The organism is Halomonas binhaiensis (assembly GCF_008329985.2).
In the GTDB taxonomy this organism is placed as follows: domain Bacteria; phylum Pseudomonadota; class Gammaproteobacteria; order Pseudomonadales; family Halomonadaceae; genus Halomonas; species Halomonas binhaiensis.
In genome coordinates this window covers 4,630,919-4,650,088 of record NZ_CP038437.2, presented here as the reverse complement: position 1 = coordinate 4,650,088, position 19,170 = coordinate 4,630,919, and the positions used below count along the sequence as shown (strand labels likewise).

Genomic DNA, 19,170 nt, shown 5'->3' with positions numbered 1-19,170 from the left:
GTGGCTCTAGACAGTGGCTCAGCCGGCATTGCGCTGGCTAAGCACATTCAAGGCCTTGAGCAGGTTGAGCGCTTCACCCACCTGATAGTCCTTGGTCAGAAGCTCACTGCGTTTTGCCTGGTCAGACTGCTTGCCATTGCCGAGGTGCCCTTCCAGGTCCGCTTCTCTCACTCCACGCACGCCGTTGTTCTGGGATATTTTCAGCTGGCCGCGCACGACTTCCACATCCGGCTCTATGCCTTGTGCCTGAATGGAACGGCCGTTTGGGGTGTAGTACAACGCGGTCGTCAGCTTGAGGCCTTCGCCATTCCCCAGCGGCATGATCTGTTGAACGGAGCCCTTGCCAAAGCTTTCTGTGCCCATGACCACGCCGCGCCGCTGATCCTGCAAGGCTCCTGCGACGATTTCGGCTGCCGAGGCACTACCACCGTTGATCAGAATCACCAGTGGCACGTTGGGTGCTGCTGTACGGGAAGTTGCCGAGAAGCGCATGCGGCTGTCGGGCAGGCGGCCCTCGGTATAGACGATCAAGCCGCTGCTGAGGAAGGCATCGGCCACATCCACTGCGGCCTGGAGTACACCGCCGGGGTTGTTGCGCAAGTCCAGCACCAGCCCTGAGAGAGGGGCATCTTCATTGAGCTCTTCCAGGGCATCGAGTGCCTGGTCGCCAGTACGGGCCTGGAACTGGCTGATACGCAGGTAGCCATATCCGGGCTCGAGTATTTCGCTCTTCACGCTTTCGGTACGAATGAGTTCCCGGGTCAGCGTCACTGTGCGTGGCGTGCCATCGCCAGCGCCGAGAATCGTCAGTTCTATGCTGCTTCCTGGTTCTCCGCGCATCAGGTCCACGGCTTCCTGCAACCCCATGCCATCGGTAGGCGTCTGGTCGATGCGCAGAATCATGTCCCTGGCATGGAGACCTTCGCGCTGTGCAGGTGTGTCGTCGATGGGAGTGACCACGATCAACTGACCATTTTCCATGCCGATCTCGATGCCGATGCCCCCGAACTCTCCCTGAGTGCTTTCTTCCAGGTCGCGGTAGGCATCAGCATCGAGGTAGGCGGAATGAGGATCCAACTCGCTGAGCATGCCTCGCATCGCGTTCTTGAGCAGTGTCGCGTCGTCGACATCTTCGACATAGGCGCGCTTGATGCGCTCGAAGACTTCGGAAAAGGCCTGAATTTCTGCTACCGGCAAGTCATCGTCGTCTGTCGTTGATGTCTGGGCCTGGCCAGTGAGTGGCCAGCCAATGACAACAGCCAGCAACAATGCGACACAGGGCTGGCGCAGAGATCCGAAAAAGGCAGCTGAAGGGATGGGCATGCGGACTCCGTGACGCAATGGGGTTTCGACTTTGAGGCGGCAGGGCCTGGGCCCTCAGCATAGCTTGTGCCGAGGGGGATGAAAAAGGGTTATGGAAAAGCCTGTGTCACAGAGCGGTGAAAAAGTATTGAGAAAGCCTGGCCCTGTAATGGCATTCAGCGTTGTGCAATCCAGCTCTGAGGGTTAATGGGCTGGCCTGCGCGACGCACCTCGAAATACAGCCCCGGAGCCGAGCGCCCACCACTTTCTCCCACTTGGCCGATGGCCTGTCCTTTTTCCACACGACTGCCGACGTCCACACTGAATTGCTGCAGGTGGGCATAGAGCGTCATCACCTGATCACCATGATCAATGATCAACAGGTTACCGAAACCTCGCATCCAGTCCGCGAACACGACACGTCCGGCGTGTACTGCCTCCACCTTGGTGCCGGAGGCTGCCTGAATCAGAATGCCGTTATAGTGCACGCCGCGGGTCTGGTGATAGCGCGTCATCATCATGCCCTGTACTGGCCAGGGTAGGTCTCCACGAGTACGTTCAATGGCCGTGGATGGCGGTGGCTCGGACAGACGCGCTACGGCTTCCTGGACTTCACGCAAAACACGTTCGGCATGCGCGCGGTCCTGGCTGAGCTGCTCCAGGCGCGAGGCTTCGGTGTCGTAGCGCTGGTCGAGTTTGGCAACCACTTCCTGGCGCTCCTTGGTCTGGTCGGCGAGCACCTTGCTGCGCTTGTCCAGGTCCTCCTGGAGCGCATCGAGGCGTTGTTCCCGTTTATCGAGTTCATGCTGGTTGGCTACCAGCTGTCGATCCAGTTCGGCCAGGGCATCGAGGCGCTCGTTACGCGCTTTGCTCAGATGGTTGAGGTAGGTCTGCAGGCGGTCCAGACGGGATGGGTCGCTTTCACTCAGCAGCAGCTTCAATTGCGGTGTGGTGCCTAGTCGATAGAGGGCATCGAGCTGGCGCTTCAGCGCCTGAAGCTGGGCACTGCGTTCATCCTCCATGAACTGGCGTCTTTGCTCCAGTTCATCGACTTCCTTGGTCAACTGGCGACGGTCGTTCTGGATCTGGTCCAACTGATGATGGGTTTCGGCGAGTTCGGTCTCTACCTTGCGCAGGTCCTGGCTGGCCTCGTCACGAGCCGCATCGGTATTGGCCAGGTTGCGGGTCGCCCCCTGAATCTGCTCGCCGATGGCATCCAGGCGAGCTCGTGCATCGTTTTCACTGGGCACAGCAATGCTTGAGCCGGTTCCCAGGCTCAAGCTCAGACCAAGCAATAAGGCCATCAGGGTCCGACAACGCCGGCTTCTGGCCGGCGTGTGGGCAAGTCTGTTGGCTCGGTGGTGCTGGAACGTCACGCTCACGATAGGGAGATCAGTACCTCGCCGGTCATTTCCTCCGGGATCGGCTGGTTCATCATGCTCAGCAGCGTGGGGGCAAGGTCGCACAGGCGGCCATCATCCTTCAGGCTGGCTGGACGCTCACCGACGTAGATAAGCGGTACCGGGAACGTGGTATGGGCTGTCTGGGGGTTGCCGGTTACCGGATGCACCATTTGTTCGGCATTGCCATGGTCGGCGGTAATCAGGCAGGAGCCACCTGCTCGTTCAATGGCCTCGACCACGCGGCCGACACAAGCGTCGACTGCCTCGATGGCAGCCTTTGCAGCATTGAAGTCACCCGTGTGGCCGACCATGTCGCCATTGGCGTAGTTGCAAACGATCAGGTCGTAGGCACCGCTATCGATGGCAGCTACCAGCTTGTCAGTGACTTCCGGGGCACTCATCTCCGGCTTTTCGTCATAGGTTTTCACATCCTGGGGGGACGGTACCAGGATGCGGGTCTCGCCCTTGAATTCCTGCTCACGGCCGCCGGAGAAAAAGAAGGTGACGTGGGCGTATTTTTCGGTCTCGGCGATGCGCAGCTGCGTCAGTCCACGCTTTTCCATCACCTCACCCAAGGTGTTGACCAGGTCTTCCGGGGGGAAGGCCGAAGGCGCAGGGATATCGGCAGCATACTGGGTCAGCATCAGCAGGCCATCGGCTGCGAGTTTCGGTTGACGCTGGCGCTGGAAGCCATCGAAATCTTCAAGCACGAAGGCTCGAGCCAGTTCGCGGGCGCGGTCGGCACGAAAGTTGAGGAACAGAACGGCATCGCCGTCTTCACTGGCGACTGGCGTGGCATGTGGCTGGATGCTGGTGGCACTGACGAATTCGTCGGTTTCTCCACGCTCGTAGGCAGCATCGAGGGCAGCTTCTGCGCTGGATGCAACATATTCACCATGCCCCTCGGTGATCAGGCGATAGGCCTTTTCGACACGGTCCCAGCGGTTATCGCGGTCCATGGCGAAATAGCGGCCAATAATTGAAGCAACAAAGCCATTGTCGGCACCGACCAGTTCGGCCAGCTTGGCGTTGGTCTTTTCAATGGACGGGAGAGCGCTTTTGGGGGCCGTGTCTCGGCCATCGAGGAAGCCATGAATGTAGATGTTGCTGGCGCCCCGGCGGGCAGCCAGTTCCGCTACTGCCAGCAGGTGGTTCTCGTGGCTGTGCACGCCACCAGGAGACAGCAGGCCAAGAAGATGAACCGCCTTGCCTGCTGCCACGGCGGCATCAATGGGCGCCGTGAGGGCCGTGTTGTTGTCCAGCTCACCATCTTCGATGGCTTTGGTGATGCGGGTGAAGTCCTGATAGACAATGCGGCCGGCACCCAGGTTCATGTGGCCGACTTCCGAGTTGCCCATCTGTCCATCTGGCAGGCCGACATATCGGCCATCAGTGTGGATCAGAGTGTGTGGGCGCTCACTCCATAGGCGATCCATATTGGGAGTGTCGGCGGCGACGATGGCATTGGATGAAGTGTCCTCATTGTGGCCATAGCCATCGAGGATGATCAGTGCCACTGGGCGCGGCGCGTTCGCGGAAGCAGTCATGCGGAAACAAACCTCTGGGTCTGGGTGACGTCTCCGAGCATCCTTCTCAGTACTCGCCGACGATCAAGGCGAGCAGTGGGTGCGGCAGATATACTGCGTTGCACACGGGATGTCCTGGGCTGTCATGGGTTGACGCTGGTGCCATGCGTTGCAACTACACGTCCATCCAGATGCCCTGGTATCGTCTATCTCGTGGCACTGGGGGTCGCGAGTCGCGTCTCCTTGCGGCATCATATCGCACGGTGGTGCCAAGCGTCATGCCGCGAGGGCTTGAAGGTCACTCTGCAGCAGGGGCTGAGTGCGCAGTGGATAGTGCTGAGGCTCATGTATACTAGGCACCCTTGACGGCATCATGCCGTGTTAGGCTCTGTACGAAAAGTGCCTGCGCTTGCTCATGCTGCGTTGAGCCGGAGCGAAGCGGAGACAACGGCCGAAGGCTGGCCCGAAGGGCGAGTGAAGCGAGTCAATCGATCTCAAAATGCTCATTTACACCCTGTAAACTCCGCTTTTTCGATCGATTCCGTCTTGCCTGATCATCGCTCGCCGACTTTTCACACAAAGCCTAGTGAGTGTTCATTCTTCAGTACTGAAAAGAGATTAGCCGAGCCCATGATCGATCAGCTGTTCGAATTTGTGCAGAATCACCCAGTGTTGGTGGCAGCCTTCCTTGCCGTACTGACTGCCTGGTTACTGTATGAACTGCGCAACGCCAATGCCGGGGGAGTGACTCCCAATGAAGCGACCCTGCTGGTCAACCGCGAAGATGCGGTGATCCTGGATATTCGCGATAAGAATGACTTCAAGGCGGGCCATATTGCCGGTGCTCGCAATGTTCCCCAGAGCAGCCTTGACGACCGTATGGCTGAACTTGACAAGCTCAAGAGCAAGCCCATTGTTGTGGTATGCAAGCATGGCCAAAGCTCAGGAGCTGTGCAGGCCAAGCTGAAGAAAGCTGGCTTCGAAAAGGTACTGAAGCTGAAAGGCGGTATGACCCAGTGGCAGGCCGATAGTCTGCCCATCGTCAAGAAGTAGGAGCCTGTTACAGGCCTCCCATACAGGACTGCTCGTTTATCCTGTGGCGGCGTGACATCATCGCCCATTATTTCATCGCCTATTATTTCATAGCTACGACGAAAGGATCTGTTTCATGTCGGAAGACAACAACCAGAACGCCGGTGCACAGGCCGCAGGTCAGCAAGAGAAGCCGCAGCTGCAGTTCTCCCTGCAGCGTATCTATGTGAAGGATATTTCCTTCGAGGCTCCTAATTCTCCGTCGGTCTTCGCCCAGCAGTTCAAGCCCAAGGTGGCGCTGGACCTGGATACGCGCAGTGAGAACGTTGGTGAAGACTTGTACGAAATCGTGGTCAAGGTCACTGCACAGGTCACTCACGCAGACAGTGGTACCACATGCTTCCTGGCTGAGGTGGAGCAGGCTGGACTGTTCCGCATCTCCGGTATCGAAGGCGATCAGCTCGATCATACTCTGGGTGCGTTCTGCCCCAATGTGCTGTTCCCCTATGCCCGCGAGTGCATTGACAACCTGGTCAACCGCGGTGGCTTCCCGCCGTTGATGCTGGCTCCGGTCAACTTCGAAGCGCTGTATGCGCAGAAGAAGGCGCGTGCACAGCAGCAGGCCGAGCAGGCTTCAACTCACTGATGACAGCCCTTGTCTTTCAAGGGCCGCGCATCCACGTTGCCGCCACGCTCGTTGCTGGCGGCGACGTCGTTCTGCCCGAGGGACCTGCCCGTCACGTGGGGCGTGTGCTCCGGCTCAAGGCTGGAGAGCCCCTGGTGCTGTTTGATGGCGCTGGCCAGGAGGCGGCTGCAGAACTGACGGAAGTCGATCGCAAGCGCGTCGTGGCCCGTGTAAAGGAAGTACGCCAAGGGCAAGGCGAATCGCCTTTGGCGGTGCATCTGGGACAGGCGATCTCCAAGGGGGATCGCATGGATTATGCCATCCAGAAAGCAGTGGAACTGGGTGTTGCGGCGATTACTCCCTTGTACACCGAACACGGTGATGTGCGACTCAAAGGTGAGCGCGAGGAAAAGAAGCTGGCTCATTGGCAGGCAGTGGCAGTGAGTGCCTGCGAACAGTGTGGCCGAGCCAGTGTCCCTCAGGTGCATGCCCCTCTACCGCTTGCAGAGTGGCTGGCGGCCCGTGACGAGTCGCTCAGGCTGGTGCTGCACCCCGGAACGCCTGGCATCCTTGAGCGCACCGCGTCGGTGACCTCTGTCTGTGTCCTGATTGGTCCTGAAGGCGGCCTCTCTGCCAGGGAAGTCGAAGCAGCTGAAGCCTCCGACTTTGTGGCCTTGACGTTAGGTCCGCGCATTCTGCGCACCGAAACCGCTCCCGTGGTGGCCTTGAGCCTGTTGCAGGCCAGGTTCGGAGATCTCTGAAGCGGTACCCTTCTTTGTATGTCTTTTCCACAGGCTTCTTCTCGCTGTATTCAACAGGGAAGTAGGCTTGTGGAGCGCTTTTCCGCAGGTTGATGACAGCTTATCCACAAAGAGTTACGGGATTAACTCACAACTCTGTCCACAACCACGGCCAATAAGGTGATGGGCACCAGACTGTTTCAGCGTTTGCCTAGTGACCAATCAGAGGACGGATATCCGCCGGCGCCAGAGGAAAATGCTCCCGATGGCTGCGCAAGTCATGTCCGGCGGCGGCTGTCAGCAGAATCTGCAGTGGGTCGCCGTGGCTGACCAGGAGTAATGTGGCTTGCTGGTAGCCCTTTTCTAGTTCCTGGATCACTTCAATCAATCTGTTGGCTACCTGACGCACACTTTCCACTCCTCCGCCGGTATGGTCAGGGTTCCTGGCATCTTCGTCCCATACCTGCTGATAAGCGGAATCCGGCAGCATATCGAGCTCTCCAAAGAATCGCTCACGTAGACGGGGCTCTGGGGCCGAAGGAACATCAAAGTGCTCGGCTACTCTGAGTGCCGTTTCCTTGGTTCGTAGAAAGTCGGAATACAGGACGCGTTCGGGAGGGGCCAGGTGCCATTCCGCCAAGCGCACGAGAATTTGCTCTTGTCCTTTGGTCGACAGGCCATAGCCACCCAGGCCATGTTCCGGAGACGATACGATCAGTCCCATGGCATTGCCCTGGCTATGGCCGTGCCGCATCAGCAGGTAGTGGTTATGGAGCTGTGCGAAATCCAGGCTCGGAGTGTTTGACATCGGATTGTCACATTCTAGATTGAAGAGGTGGATGTTCGTAATCGCACATATTTGTGCGGAGGCGTTCGTCTTCGAACTCTTGGCCTGCCATCCCGGCCGGTATAACCATCACGATAGACTACAACACACAATTAATGAGGCACGCCATGCGATATTTGTCCTGGCAGGTTCGCCTGCTTCCGAGTGCGGCTGTCTGTGCCGCTCTTCTTGCCTCCATGGGGCTGACGTTCAGTACTGCCTATGCCGAAGATTGTCCGCGAGGGGAACTCGACCGGTTGTACTGTGACCGCGATGGTGACCTGGTGGCGGATGCACCCGCTGATCCCGAAGAGTTCGTCAATCCAGACACTCTTATCTTTGCCTATACCCCGGTGGAAGATCCGGCCATATATGCGGATATCTGGAAGCCTTTCATTGATCACCTCGAGTCGGTGACGGGCAAGGATGTACGCTTTTTTGCCGTGCAGTCCAACTCTGCCGAGGTCGAGGCCATGCGTAGTGGGCGTCTGCATATCGCTGGCTTTTCCACGGGGCCTACCCCCTTTGCCGTCAATCTGGCGGGAGCCGTGCCATTTGCTCTGATGGGCTCTGATGATGGGAGTTTTGGCTACACCTTGCAGGTCTACACCCAGGCGGACTCGGATATCCAGAGCCTGGCGGATCTCAAGGGCAAGCGGGTCGCTCATACCTCACCGACATCCAATTCCGGCAACCAGGCTCCCCGGGCCTTGTTCCCCGATCAAGGCGTGGTGCCCGATAAGGATTATGAGGTGACGTATTCCGGTAGTCATGACCAGTCGATGCTTGGTGTGGTAGCGGGAGACTACGATGCTGCGCCGGTGGCATCTGAAGTGGTGGAACGCATGGCGGCTCGCGATCTCTATGACGAAGACAGTGTACGCATGATCTACGAGTCCGATCGCTTCCCGACCACGTCCTATACCTATGCCCATGACCTGGACCCGGGACTGGTAGAGAAGATCAAGGAAGCCTTCTTCAGCTTCGACTTTTCGGGTACTGAACTGGGGGAGGAATTCGATGGCGTCGAGAAGTTCATCCCCATTACCTACAAGGACCAGTGGAACGTGATTCGCACCATTCAGAAAGCCAATGGTGTGACCTATACCCCTGACAATCTGGAATGATCCAAAACAGCCTGGCCTCTGCTTCATACAGAGGCCAGCCATTGCCGATGGGCCAGGAGTCGTAATGCTCGAGATTTCTCAGCTGGTCAAACGTTACGGTCATGATGAGCCAGTCTTGAAAGGCTTGGATCTTTCCGTCGAGGGTAATTCTGTCGTATCCATTGTCGGTGCTTCAGGCGCTGGCAAGAGTACCTTGTTGCGCTGTATCAATCGTTTGATCGAGCCCACCTCTGGCTCGATCAAGCTCAATGGTACAGAACTGTCCACCCTCAAGGGGCAGGCACTGCGCAATGCACGTCGTCGTATTGGCATGGTGTTCCAGGGATTCAACCTTATCGATCGCCTGACCGTCATGGAGAATGTATTGGCGGGACGGCTGGGCTATGTGACTTTCCTGCAGGCATGGCGTCGTCGTTTCCCCCAGAAGGACATCGAGCGTGCCTTCCAGCTCATGGAGCGGGTTGGCATTGCGCAATACGCCAACAAGCGTGCCGATGAACTGTCCGGGGGAGAACGCCAACGGGTGGGTGTGGTGCGGGCACTGATGCAGGAACCGGATATTCTGCTGGCCGATGAACCCACGGCCTCTCTGGATCCGGTCACCAGTGAGCAGATCATGAAGCTGATGCGCTCATTGGCCAGTGAGCTGTCTCTGCCAGTGTTGATCAATATCCATAATGTGGCACAGGCGCGGGCCTATACCGAGCGTATCGTTGGGCTGCGCCATGGCCGGTTGATCTTTGATGGCCCTCCTGAGCGCTTTGACAAGGCCGCTCTGGACGAAGTCTATGGTGGAATCGAGGCGCCGGATGAAACCCTGGCGCCGACCCCTGCAGAGGAGAATGTCTGATGTCGAGCACTCCTCATCATTGGCGCAGGCAGCCTTTCATTACCAACCCCTGGCTACGCTGGACGCTGATTATCGGTGTGCTCACCTACCTGGGCTGGGCATTGGCAACCCTGCCATTCAATTGGCAACGTATCGGTGAAGGCCTGCCCCGAGCGGTACGTATCTTTGGCGGAGGGCTGCCACCTGATTTCGATCGCTATCAGCTCCTGCTGGATGGCTTCAAGGAAAGCTTTCAGATAGCACTGCTGGCGACCTTGCTGGGCGTGCTGCTTTCGATTCCCTTCGCTGTGATGGCGGCCCGCAATATCGTGCCTCGCCCGGTTTACCTGATCGGGCGCGCCATCATCATCGTTGCGCGTAGTTTCCATCCGGTGATCGTTGCCATCCTGTTCGTCAAGGCGGTGGGGTTTGGGCCTCTCGCCGGGATTCTGACACTGACGCTGTATTCCATTGGCTTCGTTGGCAAGCTGCTGGCGGAAGAAATCGAGGAAATCGACTGGGGACAGGTCGAGGCCATGCGTGCGGTAGGGGCGGGTTATCTGTCGACGCTCATCTTTGCGGTTTTTCCCCAGATTCTGCCACGCCAGATTGGCCTGTCCATGTATCAGCTAGACAGCAATCTGCGAGCATCGGCGGTGGTAGGCATCGTGGGTGCCGGTGGGATAGGGAGCACATTGATGAACGCCTTCGGTCGTTATGACTATGACTTTGCCTTTGCCATCCTGCTGGTAATCATCGTGGTGATTCTGGTCAGCGAAGGCATCAGTGGCTGGGTGAGGAAACGCGTATGGTGATGGAGCCGATGGAACAGCGTGTCTGGGCACGCTACGACCGGCGTGAACGCTGGATGCGCCTGGCTGTCATGTTGCTGGTGGCGGCCATCATGGTCTGGGCCGTACGTGATGTGGACATCTACTGGCCATGGGTATGGGATGCGCCGGTGCAGATACATGGTCTGCTCGAACGGATGTGGCCGCCGGATCTACGCCGAGCGAATGACATCTTTGCCGCTCTGGTCGAGACAGTGCATATCGCGACCCTGGCCACTGCACTGACCATCTTTGCGGCATTGCCGGTGTCCTATATCGCGGCCCAGAACACCACCCCGAACAAGGCCTGTCTATGGCTTGGGCGCTTCATTCTGGTGGCCAGTCGCTCTGTGAATACCATTATCTGGGCGCTGTTGTTCGTCGCCATTTTTGGTCCGGGCGTCCTGGCAGGAATACTCGCGATCATGTTCCGCTCCATCGGCTTCGTCGGCAAATTGATGGGAGAAGCCATCGAGGAAATCGATCGCAAGCCGGTAGAGGCAATGGAGGCTACGGGAGCGGGGCGCGCCAAAGTGATTCTTTATGCCGTGGTCCCCCAGGTGATGCCGGCTTTCTTTGCCATCATCATTCTGCGCTGGGATATCAACATCCGTGAATCCACGGTGCTGGGGCTGGTGGGTGCCGGTGGCATCGGCGTGATCCTGCAAGGTGCCATTGATACTTTTGCCTGGCCGACCGTAGCCACCATTCTTTGCGCCATCATCCTGCTGGTATTGATAGGTGAAGCCATTACCAGTTTATTGCGACGTAAAGTGCTGTAGATAAAGGGGGTTGTAAGCTTTTAATGATGCGTCAGCGGCTGGACTGACACAGCTCTCGCATGCGTGAAAGTGCTTCGTTGGCACCGCTCAACGAGAAGGTCATGAACCAGTAGTCGTCCAGGTTTTCGCTCATGCGGATACGCAAGTGGAGCTGTTGTCCGGTGCTCATCTGAGCTTCCAGCAACGGCATGTCGATATCGTGGAAGCGCAAGTAGAGGCCATCATCTCCACGCTCGGTGGACAAGGCCACGCGCCCGGTCATGGCGGAGTTCTCATCGATCAGTACATCGGCAGGAACTTCGTTGACCTGGCCCGAGACAGCCTGTTGTTCACCCAGGTCTGAACGCATTTCCAGCCAGTGCTGGGTACAACGCCCGGGGGTGGCGTTAATACTGAGCATGGCATCGGTATAGCTCGACCGTTCCACCGCGCGAATATGGTGTTCCTGGCCAAGGCTGACGACCAGGGATTCCCAGTCCTGATGCTGTTGTTGCTGCTGAGTGTTGAAGCTCACGGCCTGGGCTATGGAGGCCAGGCTGATGCACGACAGCGTGGTCAGTACGGCCAAGATGCGGGGGCAGCGCTGGCCCAAAGACAAGGGAAAATGCATGACAACTCCTCTAAATCAGCTGCGGCGAGGCTAGCATGCTCTGCGAGGGCTGTCGTCCTTCCAAGGGGGCTCCCCCGTTGGTGTCATCCCAAGTCTATTCGACGTGAACGTTGATCCGCTTCATTTCACGCAGGCGTGTGCGGCAATCGGGAACCATGAGGTCGGCCAATGTGTAATTGTCCAGGGACTTCAGGAAAGCCTGCAAGGCTTCACTGGCAATGCTGTTGAAGCGGCATGCGGGTGATAGATGACAGTTATCCTCATCGACACTGCATTCCACCAGCGCCAGGCTATGTTCAGTATCCTGTATCAGGGCGCCCAGGCGGATGGATTCAGGCGCCCGCTTGAGAGAAAGGCCACCGTGTTTACCTCGAATGGCACAGACATATCCCAGGCGGCTAAGTTCCTGTACCACCTTCATAAGATGGTTGCGTGAAACTGAAAATCGCGCTGCAATTTCTGCGATGGTAGTACGCTCATCTCCTGCATCAGCCAGATACATGAGGACACGCAATGAGTAATCAGTAAAACGAGTGAGGTGCATCGTTAGTATCTCGGTACCGTAAAGGCAACGTAGTAGAAAATTAACAAGACAATGTGGATGAATCTGACTCTAGCATTGCCCGCTCTTGGAGGAAGAGCAGATAGCGCAAGTTGGCACAGAGTATGGCGAGAAAGAGAAAGACAATGCCTGATCTGAGTCAGTGCGTATGCCAAGTATCCATCTTTGAGGTAGGTAATGGATTAATAAGTGACGCATTATTGATGCAGGTCATATTCTGGTTATGCGCGAGGCACGAATCACCTGCTTCGATGGCACAATGAGCATCATGACGAAGCCTCGCTGCAGCCTGATTCTGCCGGAGGCATGATGATCAGGATATTGCCCTGAAAGAGGTATCTGCCACACGGGGCGAGGAGAGTCTTTGATGTCTGTCGATGTTGTTCCCTTCCAACGACACCTGGCCGAAAAATATGACCGACCTGGACCTCGCTATACTTCCTATCCAACGGCTCCTCATTTCCAAGATGCCTATGATGCCCATGATTACCTGCGTGCAGTGAGCAAAAGTCATAGACATCACGCACGGCCATTATCGGTTTATATTCATGTGCCGTTCTGTGAAAGTCTGTGCTATTACTGTGCCTGCTCCAAGATCATTACTCATAACCGTGAGAGAGCATCAGAATATCTAGATTATCTGAAGCGTGAAATTGTACTTCAGGCTGCATTGTTCGATGAAAATCGAGAGCTTTCTCAATTGCATCTTGGTGGCGGAACACCAACTTTTCTTTCCAATGACCAGCTTGCTGAACTGGTGGATGCCCTATCCTCCGCGTTCCATTTTTCGGCACCGGAAACACGTGAGTTTTCTCTTGAGGTTGATCCAAGAACAGTCAGCACCGAGCAGATCAGTCAACTGCGCGAACTGGGTTTCAATCGCGTGAGTTTCGGGGTGCAGGATTTCGATGAACGAGTACAGAGGGCAGTTAATCGAGTGCAGAGTGAGGCTCAGGTTACGGCCTTGATGGCATCTGCTCGAGAGGCCGGGTTTGCCTCTGTGTCGGTGGATCTGATCTATGGTCTTCCGCTACAGACCATCGATAGTTTCGCCACTACTCTGGAAAAGGTCATCGCATTGAGGCCGGATCGTATCGCGGCCTACAGCTATGCTCATCTGCCATCCTTGTTCAAGGCTCAGCGCTTGATTCGCAACGAGGACATGCCGCCTCCTGAACGCAAGTTGGAGCTGTTGGAATTGACCATTTCCAGACTGACTCAGGCGGGTTATGTCTACATCGGCATGGACCATTTCGCCCTGCCCGAGGATGAGCTGAGCCTGGCCCGGCAGGATGGCACCCTGCAACGCAATTTCCAGGGATATTCGACCCGAGCCGAGTGCGACATGATTGGCCTGGGCGTGACGGCTATCGGCCGGATGGCGGATGCCTATAGCCAGAACGTCAAGACCACTGCCGAGTACATGAAGTGTCTGGATGCTGGTGAGCTGCCTGTATTGCGCGGTTATGTGCTTAGCGCCGAGGATCATCTGCGTGCTGATGTGATCACTGCGGTGATGTGCCATGGACAAGTGGACTTCAGCGCAATCGAAAAGCGTCATGACATTATATTCCGGGAACATTTTTCCGCGGCCCTGGAAGCGCTGGAAGAAATGCAGGATGACGGCCTGGTCACCATTGATGCCCAGTACTTGCGTGTACTACCGAGCGGACGCTTGATGTTGCGCAATGTCGCCATGGCCTTCGATGCTTATCTGGGAGAGGGGGCCGGGAGATATTCCCGCACGGTCTGACCCCTGTCGTCCAAGCGGGTGAATCCGGGCTGCGGCATGACAGGATGTCGCAGTATTCTGAGCAGGTCATGGCGCGTCTCTGAGTGCCGGACCTGGCAGTTGCTGGGCTGGTGCTTCTCCGGCGTCTTCTCCTAAATATACTTCATGTTGTATTTTCTATTCACTTTTCTACTATATATGGTGCTGGTGAGTGGTCTGCGTTAGTATGCGCAGCCCTCGCGCGGACACCCGTTTCGCTATACGTTTACATGCCGAGATCCATCGGAGAGGATACGAATGACGACATCTTCCAAGGTCGCTGCGTTGTCGCAGGAGGTACCTATGCAGGGCCCTTCTTATGACATATGGGATGCCAAGTACCGGTTGAAGGATCGCCACGGCCAACCTGTCGACGCCGATCTTGGCGCGACCTGGGAACGTGTTGCCAAAGCGCTTGCTGCCGTGGAAGGTGACCAGGCCGAACACTGGCTGCCCAAGTTCCGTTGGGCACTGGAGCATGGCGCGGTACCAGCGGGTCGGATCATGTCCAATGCGGGGGCTGAAGGCTACAAGCCGGCAGTCAGCCTGATCAACTGCACCGTATCCCGCACCATCCATGACTCCATGCAGGATATTCTCGGCAGCGTGGTGGACGCCGGAATGACGCTGAAAGCGGGGTGTGGCATCGGTTACGAGTTTTCCACACTGCGCCATAAAGGGGCCTTTGTGTTTGGCGCCGGTGCCGGCACCAATGGTCCGTTGGCGTTCATGGATATCTTCGACAAGATGTGTTTCACCGTCGCTTCTGCGGGTGGTCGTCGTGGCGCTCAGATGGGCACCTTCGATGTTGGCCATCCTGATGTACGTGATTTCATCGAGGCCAAGCGTGAGGCCGGGCGTCTACGTCAATTCAACCTCAGCCTGCTGATCACCGATGAATTCATGGAAGCGGTGAAGAATGATGCTGACTGGCCGCTGGCCTTCCCGCTGCATGGCGGTGAAAAGGGGGATGTGGACGACAGAGAGCTGATCTATCGCGACTGGCCGGTTATCGAAGACGGTTACACCGTGGATGCTGAAGGTCGTGTGGCCTGCCGTGTGGTGGAGGTGATCAAGGCGCGAGAGCTGTGGGACACCATCATGCGCTCCACCTACGACTACGCAGAGCCGGGTTTCATTCTGATCGACCAGGTCAATCGGATGAACAACAACTGGTTCTGCGAGTCGATCCGAGCCACCAACCCCTGCGGTGAGCAGCCATTGCCGCCAGAGGGAGCCTGTCTGCTGGGGTCAGTGAACCTCACCCGTTTCGTTGTCGATCCTTTCGGCAAGAAGCCGCGTTTTGACTGGAATACTTACCGCGAAGTAGTGGCTATCTTCACCCGCATGCTCGATAACGTCGTGGAGATCAGCGGCCTGCCGCTGGAAGGCCAGCGCCGCGAAATCGAAGCCAAGCGCCGGCATGGCATGGGCTTCCTGGGGTTGGGTTCCACCTTGACCATGCTCAAGATGCCCTATGGCTCGCCTGAATCCCTGGCCTTTACTGAAGAAGTCAGCCGGGTACTGGCGGTGGAAGGCTGGAAGCAGGCCTTGCTGCTGTCCAAGGAAAAGGGCATGGCGCCGATTCTTGAAGAAGAATTCGAGCTGACCCCGAAGATGCTGCGTGAGCGTCCGGAGCTGGCGCGTGATGGGTATGAAGTGGGCGACAAGGTCCCAGGACGCATTCTGCATGCTCGCTATAGCCGCTATATGCAGAAGGTTGCCGAAGTCGAGCCGGAACTGGTCGTCGAGCTGGCCGAGCATGGCGCACGTTTTACGCATCATTCTTCCATTGCCCCCACCGGCACCATCAGCCTGTCACTGGGTAATAACGCGTCCAATGGTATCGAGCCATCGTTCTCGCATCGTTACTTCCGCAATGTGATCCAGGCTGGCAAGAAGACCAAGGAACAGGTGGAAGTGGTTTCCTTCGAGCTGGCCGCCTATCGCCATTTCATCAGTTCCGATGCGGTGGAGAGTGATCTGCCTGACTATTTCGTGACGGCCGATGCGGTCACACCAAAGCAGCATGTGGCGATACAGGCTGCCGCTCAGGCATGGGTCGACTCGGCGATTTCCAAGACCGTCAATGTACCTACCGAATTCCCCTTCGAGGCATTCAAGGACCTGTATCTGGATGCCTATCAGAGTCGCCTCAAGGGATGCACGACCTTCCGCTTCAATCCGGAAGCTTTCCAGGGTGTGCTGGTGCGTGAGGATGATCTCAAGAACACCACCTACGTATTCGAGCTGGAAAACGGTGAGACAGTGGAACTGAAAGGTGACGAAAAGGTGGTCTACGACGGCGAAGAGCATACTGCCGCCAACCTTTATGACGCCTTGAAGGAGGGGACATATGGCAAGTGGTAAGTGTGACGATATGTCGGCGTCCCTGTTGAATCATCTGTTACCTGGAGGAGCCCGCTGATGGCTGTCGAAATCAACTCGAAGATCGTGGGCTACCGGGTCAAGGCGGAGCAGGAAACGCCTCCTCCGGCACCGTTGCCTGAAGAAAACCCGCTGACGTTGCGTATTGCTTCGCGCCCTGAAGGCACCCTGGAAGCAGTATCCGAGAAAATCTCTTACGTTGGTGCTGAAGGGCGCAAGAAGGTCTACCTGCTGGTGTCCTTCATGCCGGTGGAAGGTGTACTCAATGGTCAGCGTGTGATCATTGAGCGGCCGGTGGAGTTTTTCTTCCCTTCCGGTCAGCTGTCCAGTGAGCACCAGTGGATCACTGCCACCATGCGCAGCCTGTCCTTGGCTGCTCGCGGCGGGTACGTCACTCAAGCGGTGGCCGACCTGCGCAAGGTCGCATGGGATAAAGGGCTGGTGCGCTGTGGGATGAATCGTTGGGGCAAGCCCATGTTCCACGACTCCGAAGTGGCAGCCATTGCCTGGTCGATACAGCAGATTCTCTATCGTCGCGGTTTCCTCGACCAGGATGGTCGTCAGGTCCCGGTAGAAGAGCTGGTCAGCCGTTATGCCAGGCGCCAGGCTTCCGGCCATGGCTGGTTTCCGGCAGAAGTCGAGGATGAAGAAATAGCACAGGCTGGTGCTTCCGAACCTATCGATGGCAAGGCTCAGGCAGGCGGCCAGAGTCAGGATGGCTCCCAGGGCAAAGAGCACTCGCAAGGCGACGGTCCCGCGGTGGTCGGCCATTGTCCTGAATGTCGCGGTGAGTTGATCATGATGGATGGTTGTCCGACCTGTTATGCAGGCTGTGGCTGGTCCAAGTGTGGTTGATCGCTAGCGCGACAGGCTGCCGTTGATGCCACAACCCCCAGCCCTGCCTCAGGTCGCTGGGGGTTGTGCTTTCTAGGGCCCCATGGCCCAGGTGTGCAATGATTCGTCATGTCTGATACACAGGAGTGCTCCAAGGATGGACCACAAGCCCAGCCTGACACCGACTCTCATCCTGCTAGCCCTGTTTCAGGGATTGGCGCTACTGGCGCTGCATCAATCGCTGGAACTCGAAGTCTGGCCTGCCGTGTCTCCTGGGTGGCTGATCGCCCTGTACAGCATGGTGATCTTCGGCCCGGAAGTGCTGCTGCTGACATATACCCGTGAACAGGCGGCAAGAGTTGTACTGTGGACGTGCCTGTACACGGGGGTGGTAGGAACGCTCGGCTATTACACGGGCACCCAGCAGCATGTGGATAGCCTCGACCTGGTTCCGGGCTTGGGCATGACACTGGCCATCGCCACCTTCAAGGTGGTCCTGTACATTCAGCAAGTGAGCCGCGGCGGTCCCCTGGAATATCGTATTCTGTTCCGCGACTCCTGGCGTACGGCCTTGACCGTGATACTGGCGCTGCTGTTCTCGTTGTGTGTCAGTGCCTTGCTGCTGTTGTGGGCCGAGCTGTTTGCGGCTATCAATATCGACTTCTTCCAGGATCTGTTTTCCAGCCACTGGTTCCTCTATCCGGTCCTGTCCGTTGCCCATGGCCTGGGAATCGCCCTGCTACGTCGCCAGTCGAACCTGTTCGATACCATCGTGGGGATTCTGCACATCCTGGCCAGGATCATCCTTGTCATCCTGTGTCTGGTCAGTGTGCTGTTTCTGGTTGCACTGGCTTTCACCGGGCTGGGTCCGCTCTGGGCATCGGGTGGCAGCTTCCTGGTGCTGTGGCTGCTGGCCTTGATGCTGTTCTTCACCAATGTCGTTTATCAGGCCGAACCCGAGCGCCGTGATTACCCACTTTGGCTACATCGTGCCATCTATGTCTCGATCGCCTTGCTGCCCATCTACTGTGCCATCAGTGGCTATGGCCTGTGGCTACGCGTTGCCCAGTATGGCTGGACAGTAGAGCGTTGCTGGGCATTTATGATCTGGGCGCTGCTCTCGCTATTCTGCATTGGCTACTGCCAGAACATGCTGCGCCGGCGCGATGATTGGATGCGTGGTGTGGGAAGGATAAACATTGCCTTCGGCCTGGTTGTCATGCTGAGCATGCTGCTGGTCAATTCTCCGCTGGTGGACTTCCGCAAGATCTCCCTGGCCAGCCAGTTGTCCCGTCTGGACAGCGGCAAGATCGATGTCGAGGAATTCGATTACACTTATCTGCGTTACCACCTGGCGATCCCTGGCGACCAGGCCCTGCATGTATTGCGTGAACGTTATGCCGACAGCCATCCCCGGGTAGCCTTGCGCATAGACCGCCTGCTGGGGGCAGCCTCTGATGATGATGGTGATGCTTCCGACTTGCAGGGCAAGGCACTTGCCAGCTTCGGCCTGGAGAAGGAAGGGGTGCCCGAGGGGCTATGGGAGGCGTTGAGCCGTGACCTGGCGGATGAACTTGATCACGGATACACCACAGCAGCCCAGTTGTTGCCTGTGGACTTGAATGGTGACGGTGAAACTGACTATCTGCTGGTTCTGCATCATTCGTCTTTTGTCGAAGCGCGTCTGTTCTATCGCAAATCAGGGCATCTCAAATCAGAGCCCGGGAAAACCGAGCATCAGGAAGCGGAACGGTGGTGGTCGCTGGACATGAGCATCGATGGCCCGCAGCAGGAAGGGGATGACCGTCCTGCGCTATCGGAGAACATTCCCTCGAGCGAGCTGGTACCGGTCTTGCCACGCTGGCGCGAATTGCAGATTGGCAAGGCGAGGCTTAGCGTCCGGCCAGACAGCAAACGTTCACTGAATGACCAGTGAGAGCTCAGGTCTTGGTTTAACTGGCCCCACATCAGCCGGTCCTACAT

Annotated in this window: 17 protein-coding genes; 11 read left to right on the top strand and 6 right to left on the bottom strand. The window is 57.2% G+C overall.

All coding sequences use genetic code 11. The features are described from left to right. Nucleotides 1–18: 18 nt before the first annotated feature. From E4T21_RS20270 to gpmI, 3 genes are all read right to left on the bottom strand, one after another. Nucleotides 19–1,323, bottom strand: coding sequence for a S41 family peptidase (locus E4T21_RS20270; protein ID WP_149286755.1), 1,305 nt, complete (start codon nt 1,321–1,323; stop codon nt 19–21). A gap of 155 nt (nt 1,324–1,478) precedes the next feature. Beyond that, nucleotides 1,479–2,606: a murein hydrolase activator EnvC family protein gene (locus E4T21_RS20265; protein ID WP_149286754.1), complete on the bottom strand. Its 1,128-nt coding sequence runs from the start codon at nt 2,604–2,606 to the stop codon at nt 1,479–1,481. Nucleotides 2,607–2,680: 74 nt separating this feature from the next. Further along, nucleotides 2,681–4,252: a 2,3-bisphosphoglycerate-independent phosphoglycerate mutase gene (gpmI, locus tag E4T21_RS20260; protein ID WP_149286753.1), complete on the bottom strand. Its 1,572-nt coding sequence runs from the start codon at nt 4,250–4,252 to the stop codon at nt 2,681–2,683. Nucleotides 4,253–4,861: 609 nt separating this feature from the next. On the opposite strand from gpmI, the gene E4T21_RS20255 reads away from it, so the two are divergent. From E4T21_RS20255 to E4T21_RS20245, 3 genes are all read left to right on the top strand, one after another. Then, the gene (locus tag E4T21_RS20255) at nt 4,862–5,284 is read left to right on the top strand and encodes a rhodanese-like domain-containing protein (protein WP_149286752.1); all 423 of its coding nucleotides are present in this window, start codon (nt 4,862–4,864) and stop codon (nt 5,282–5,284) included. Nucleotides 5,285–5,399: 115 nt separating this feature from the next. Continuing rightward, entirely contained in the window at nt 5,400–5,909 is a 510-nt protein-coding gene (gene secB / locus E4T21_RS20250) for a protein-export chaperone SecB (protein ID WP_149286751.1), read from the top strand. Next, entirely contained in the window at nt 5,909–6,649 is a 741-nt protein-coding gene (locus tag E4T21_RS20245) for a 16S rRNA (uracil(1498)-N(3))-methyltransferase (protein WP_149286750.1), read from the top strand. Before secB ends, E4T21_RS20245 begins: the two co-directional genes overlap by 1 nt. Nucleotides 6,650–6,839: 190 nt before the next feature. Here E4T21_RS20245 and E4T21_RS20240 read toward each other — a convergent pair whose 3' ends face one another. Beyond that, on the bottom strand, nt 6,840–7,436 hold the full coding sequence (locus E4T21_RS20240) for a histidine phosphatase family protein (RefSeq protein ID WP_149286749.1): 597 nt from the start codon (nt 7,434–7,436) through the stop codon (nt 6,840–6,842). Between the two features lie 146 nt (nt 7,437–7,582). Between E4T21_RS20240 and phnD the strand changes: the two genes are divergently transcribed. The 4 genes from phnD to phnE (E4T21_RS20220) all read left to right on the top strand — a co-directional run bounded on the left by phnD (nt 7,583) and on the right by phnE (E4T21_RS20220) (nt 11,022). Then, nucleotides 7,583–8,581 carry a phosphate/phosphite/phosphonate ABC transporter substrate-binding protein gene (gene phnD / locus E4T21_RS20235; RefSeq protein ID WP_240349229.1) on the top strand — a complete coding sequence of 333 codons (999 nt, stop codon included), beginning with the start codon at nt 7,583–7,585 and terminating at the stop codon, nt 8,579–8,581. A 64-nt stretch (nt 8,582–8,645) separates the two neighbouring features. Next, a complete protein-coding gene (phnC, locus tag E4T21_RS20230; RefSeq protein ID WP_149286748.1) occupies nt 8,646–9,431 on the top strand; it encodes a phosphonate ABC transporter ATP-binding protein in 786 nt (261 codons plus the stop codon). Further along, nucleotides 9,431–10,225 carry a phosphonate ABC transporter, permease protein PhnE gene (gene phnE, locus E4T21_RS20225; protein ID WP_149286747.1) on the top strand — a complete coding sequence of 265 codons (795 nt, stop codon included), beginning with the start codon at nt 9,431–9,433 and terminating at the stop codon, nt 10,223–10,225. The genes phnC and phnE (E4T21_RS20225) overlap by 1 nt, the downstream gene beginning before the upstream one ends. Then, nucleotides 10,219–11,022: a phosphonate ABC transporter, permease protein PhnE gene (gene phnE / locus E4T21_RS20220; protein WP_149286746.1), complete on the top strand. Its 804-nt coding sequence runs from the start codon at nt 10,219–10,221 to the stop codon at nt 11,020–11,022. Before phnE (E4T21_RS20225) ends, phnE (E4T21_RS20220) begins: the two co-directional genes overlap by 7 nt. Nucleotides 11,023–11,053: 31 nt before the next feature. Here phnE (E4T21_RS20220) and E4T21_RS20215 read toward each other — a convergent pair whose 3' ends face one another. Continuing rightward, nucleotides 11,054–11,632, bottom strand: coding sequence for a hypothetical protein (locus E4T21_RS20215; RefSeq protein WP_149286745.1), 579 nt, complete (start codon nt 11,630–11,632; stop codon nt 11,054–11,056). A 94-nt stretch (nt 11,633–11,726) separates the two neighbouring features. Beyond that, a complete protein-coding gene (locus tag E4T21_RS20210) occupies nt 11,727–12,176 on the bottom strand; it encodes an Rrf2 family transcriptional regulator (protein ID WP_149286744.1) in 450 nt (149 codons plus the stop codon). Nucleotides 12,177–12,561: 385 nt separating this feature from the next. On the opposite strand from E4T21_RS20210, the gene hemN reads away from it, so the two are divergent. From hemN to E4T21_RS20190, 4 genes are all read left to right on the top strand, one after another. Beyond that, nucleotides 12,562–13,947, top strand: coding sequence for an oxygen-independent coproporphyrinogen III oxidase (gene hemN, locus E4T21_RS20205; protein ID WP_149286743.1), 1,386 nt, complete (start codon nt 12,562–12,564; stop codon nt 13,945–13,947). A gap of 276 nt (nt 13,948–14,223) precedes the next feature. Further along, nucleotides 14,224–16,335, top strand: a complete 2,112-nt coding sequence (locus E4T21_RS20200) for an adenosylcobalamin-dependent ribonucleoside-diphosphate reductase (protein ID WP_149286742.1) — start codon at nt 14,224–14,226, stop codon at nt 16,333–16,335. Nucleotides 16,336–16,392: 57 nt separating this feature from the next. Then, on the top strand, nt 16,393–17,208 hold the full coding sequence (locus E4T21_RS20195; protein ID WP_149286741.1) for a ribonucleoside-diphosphate reductase: 816 nt from the start codon (nt 16,393–16,395) through the stop codon (nt 17,206–17,208). A 136-nt stretch (nt 17,209–17,344) separates the two neighbouring features. After that, entirely contained in the window at nt 17,345–19,123 is a 1,779-nt protein-coding gene (locus tag E4T21_RS20190; protein WP_187775051.1) for a DUF4153 domain-containing protein, read from the top strand. Nucleotides 19,124–19,170: the final 47 nt, after the last annotated feature.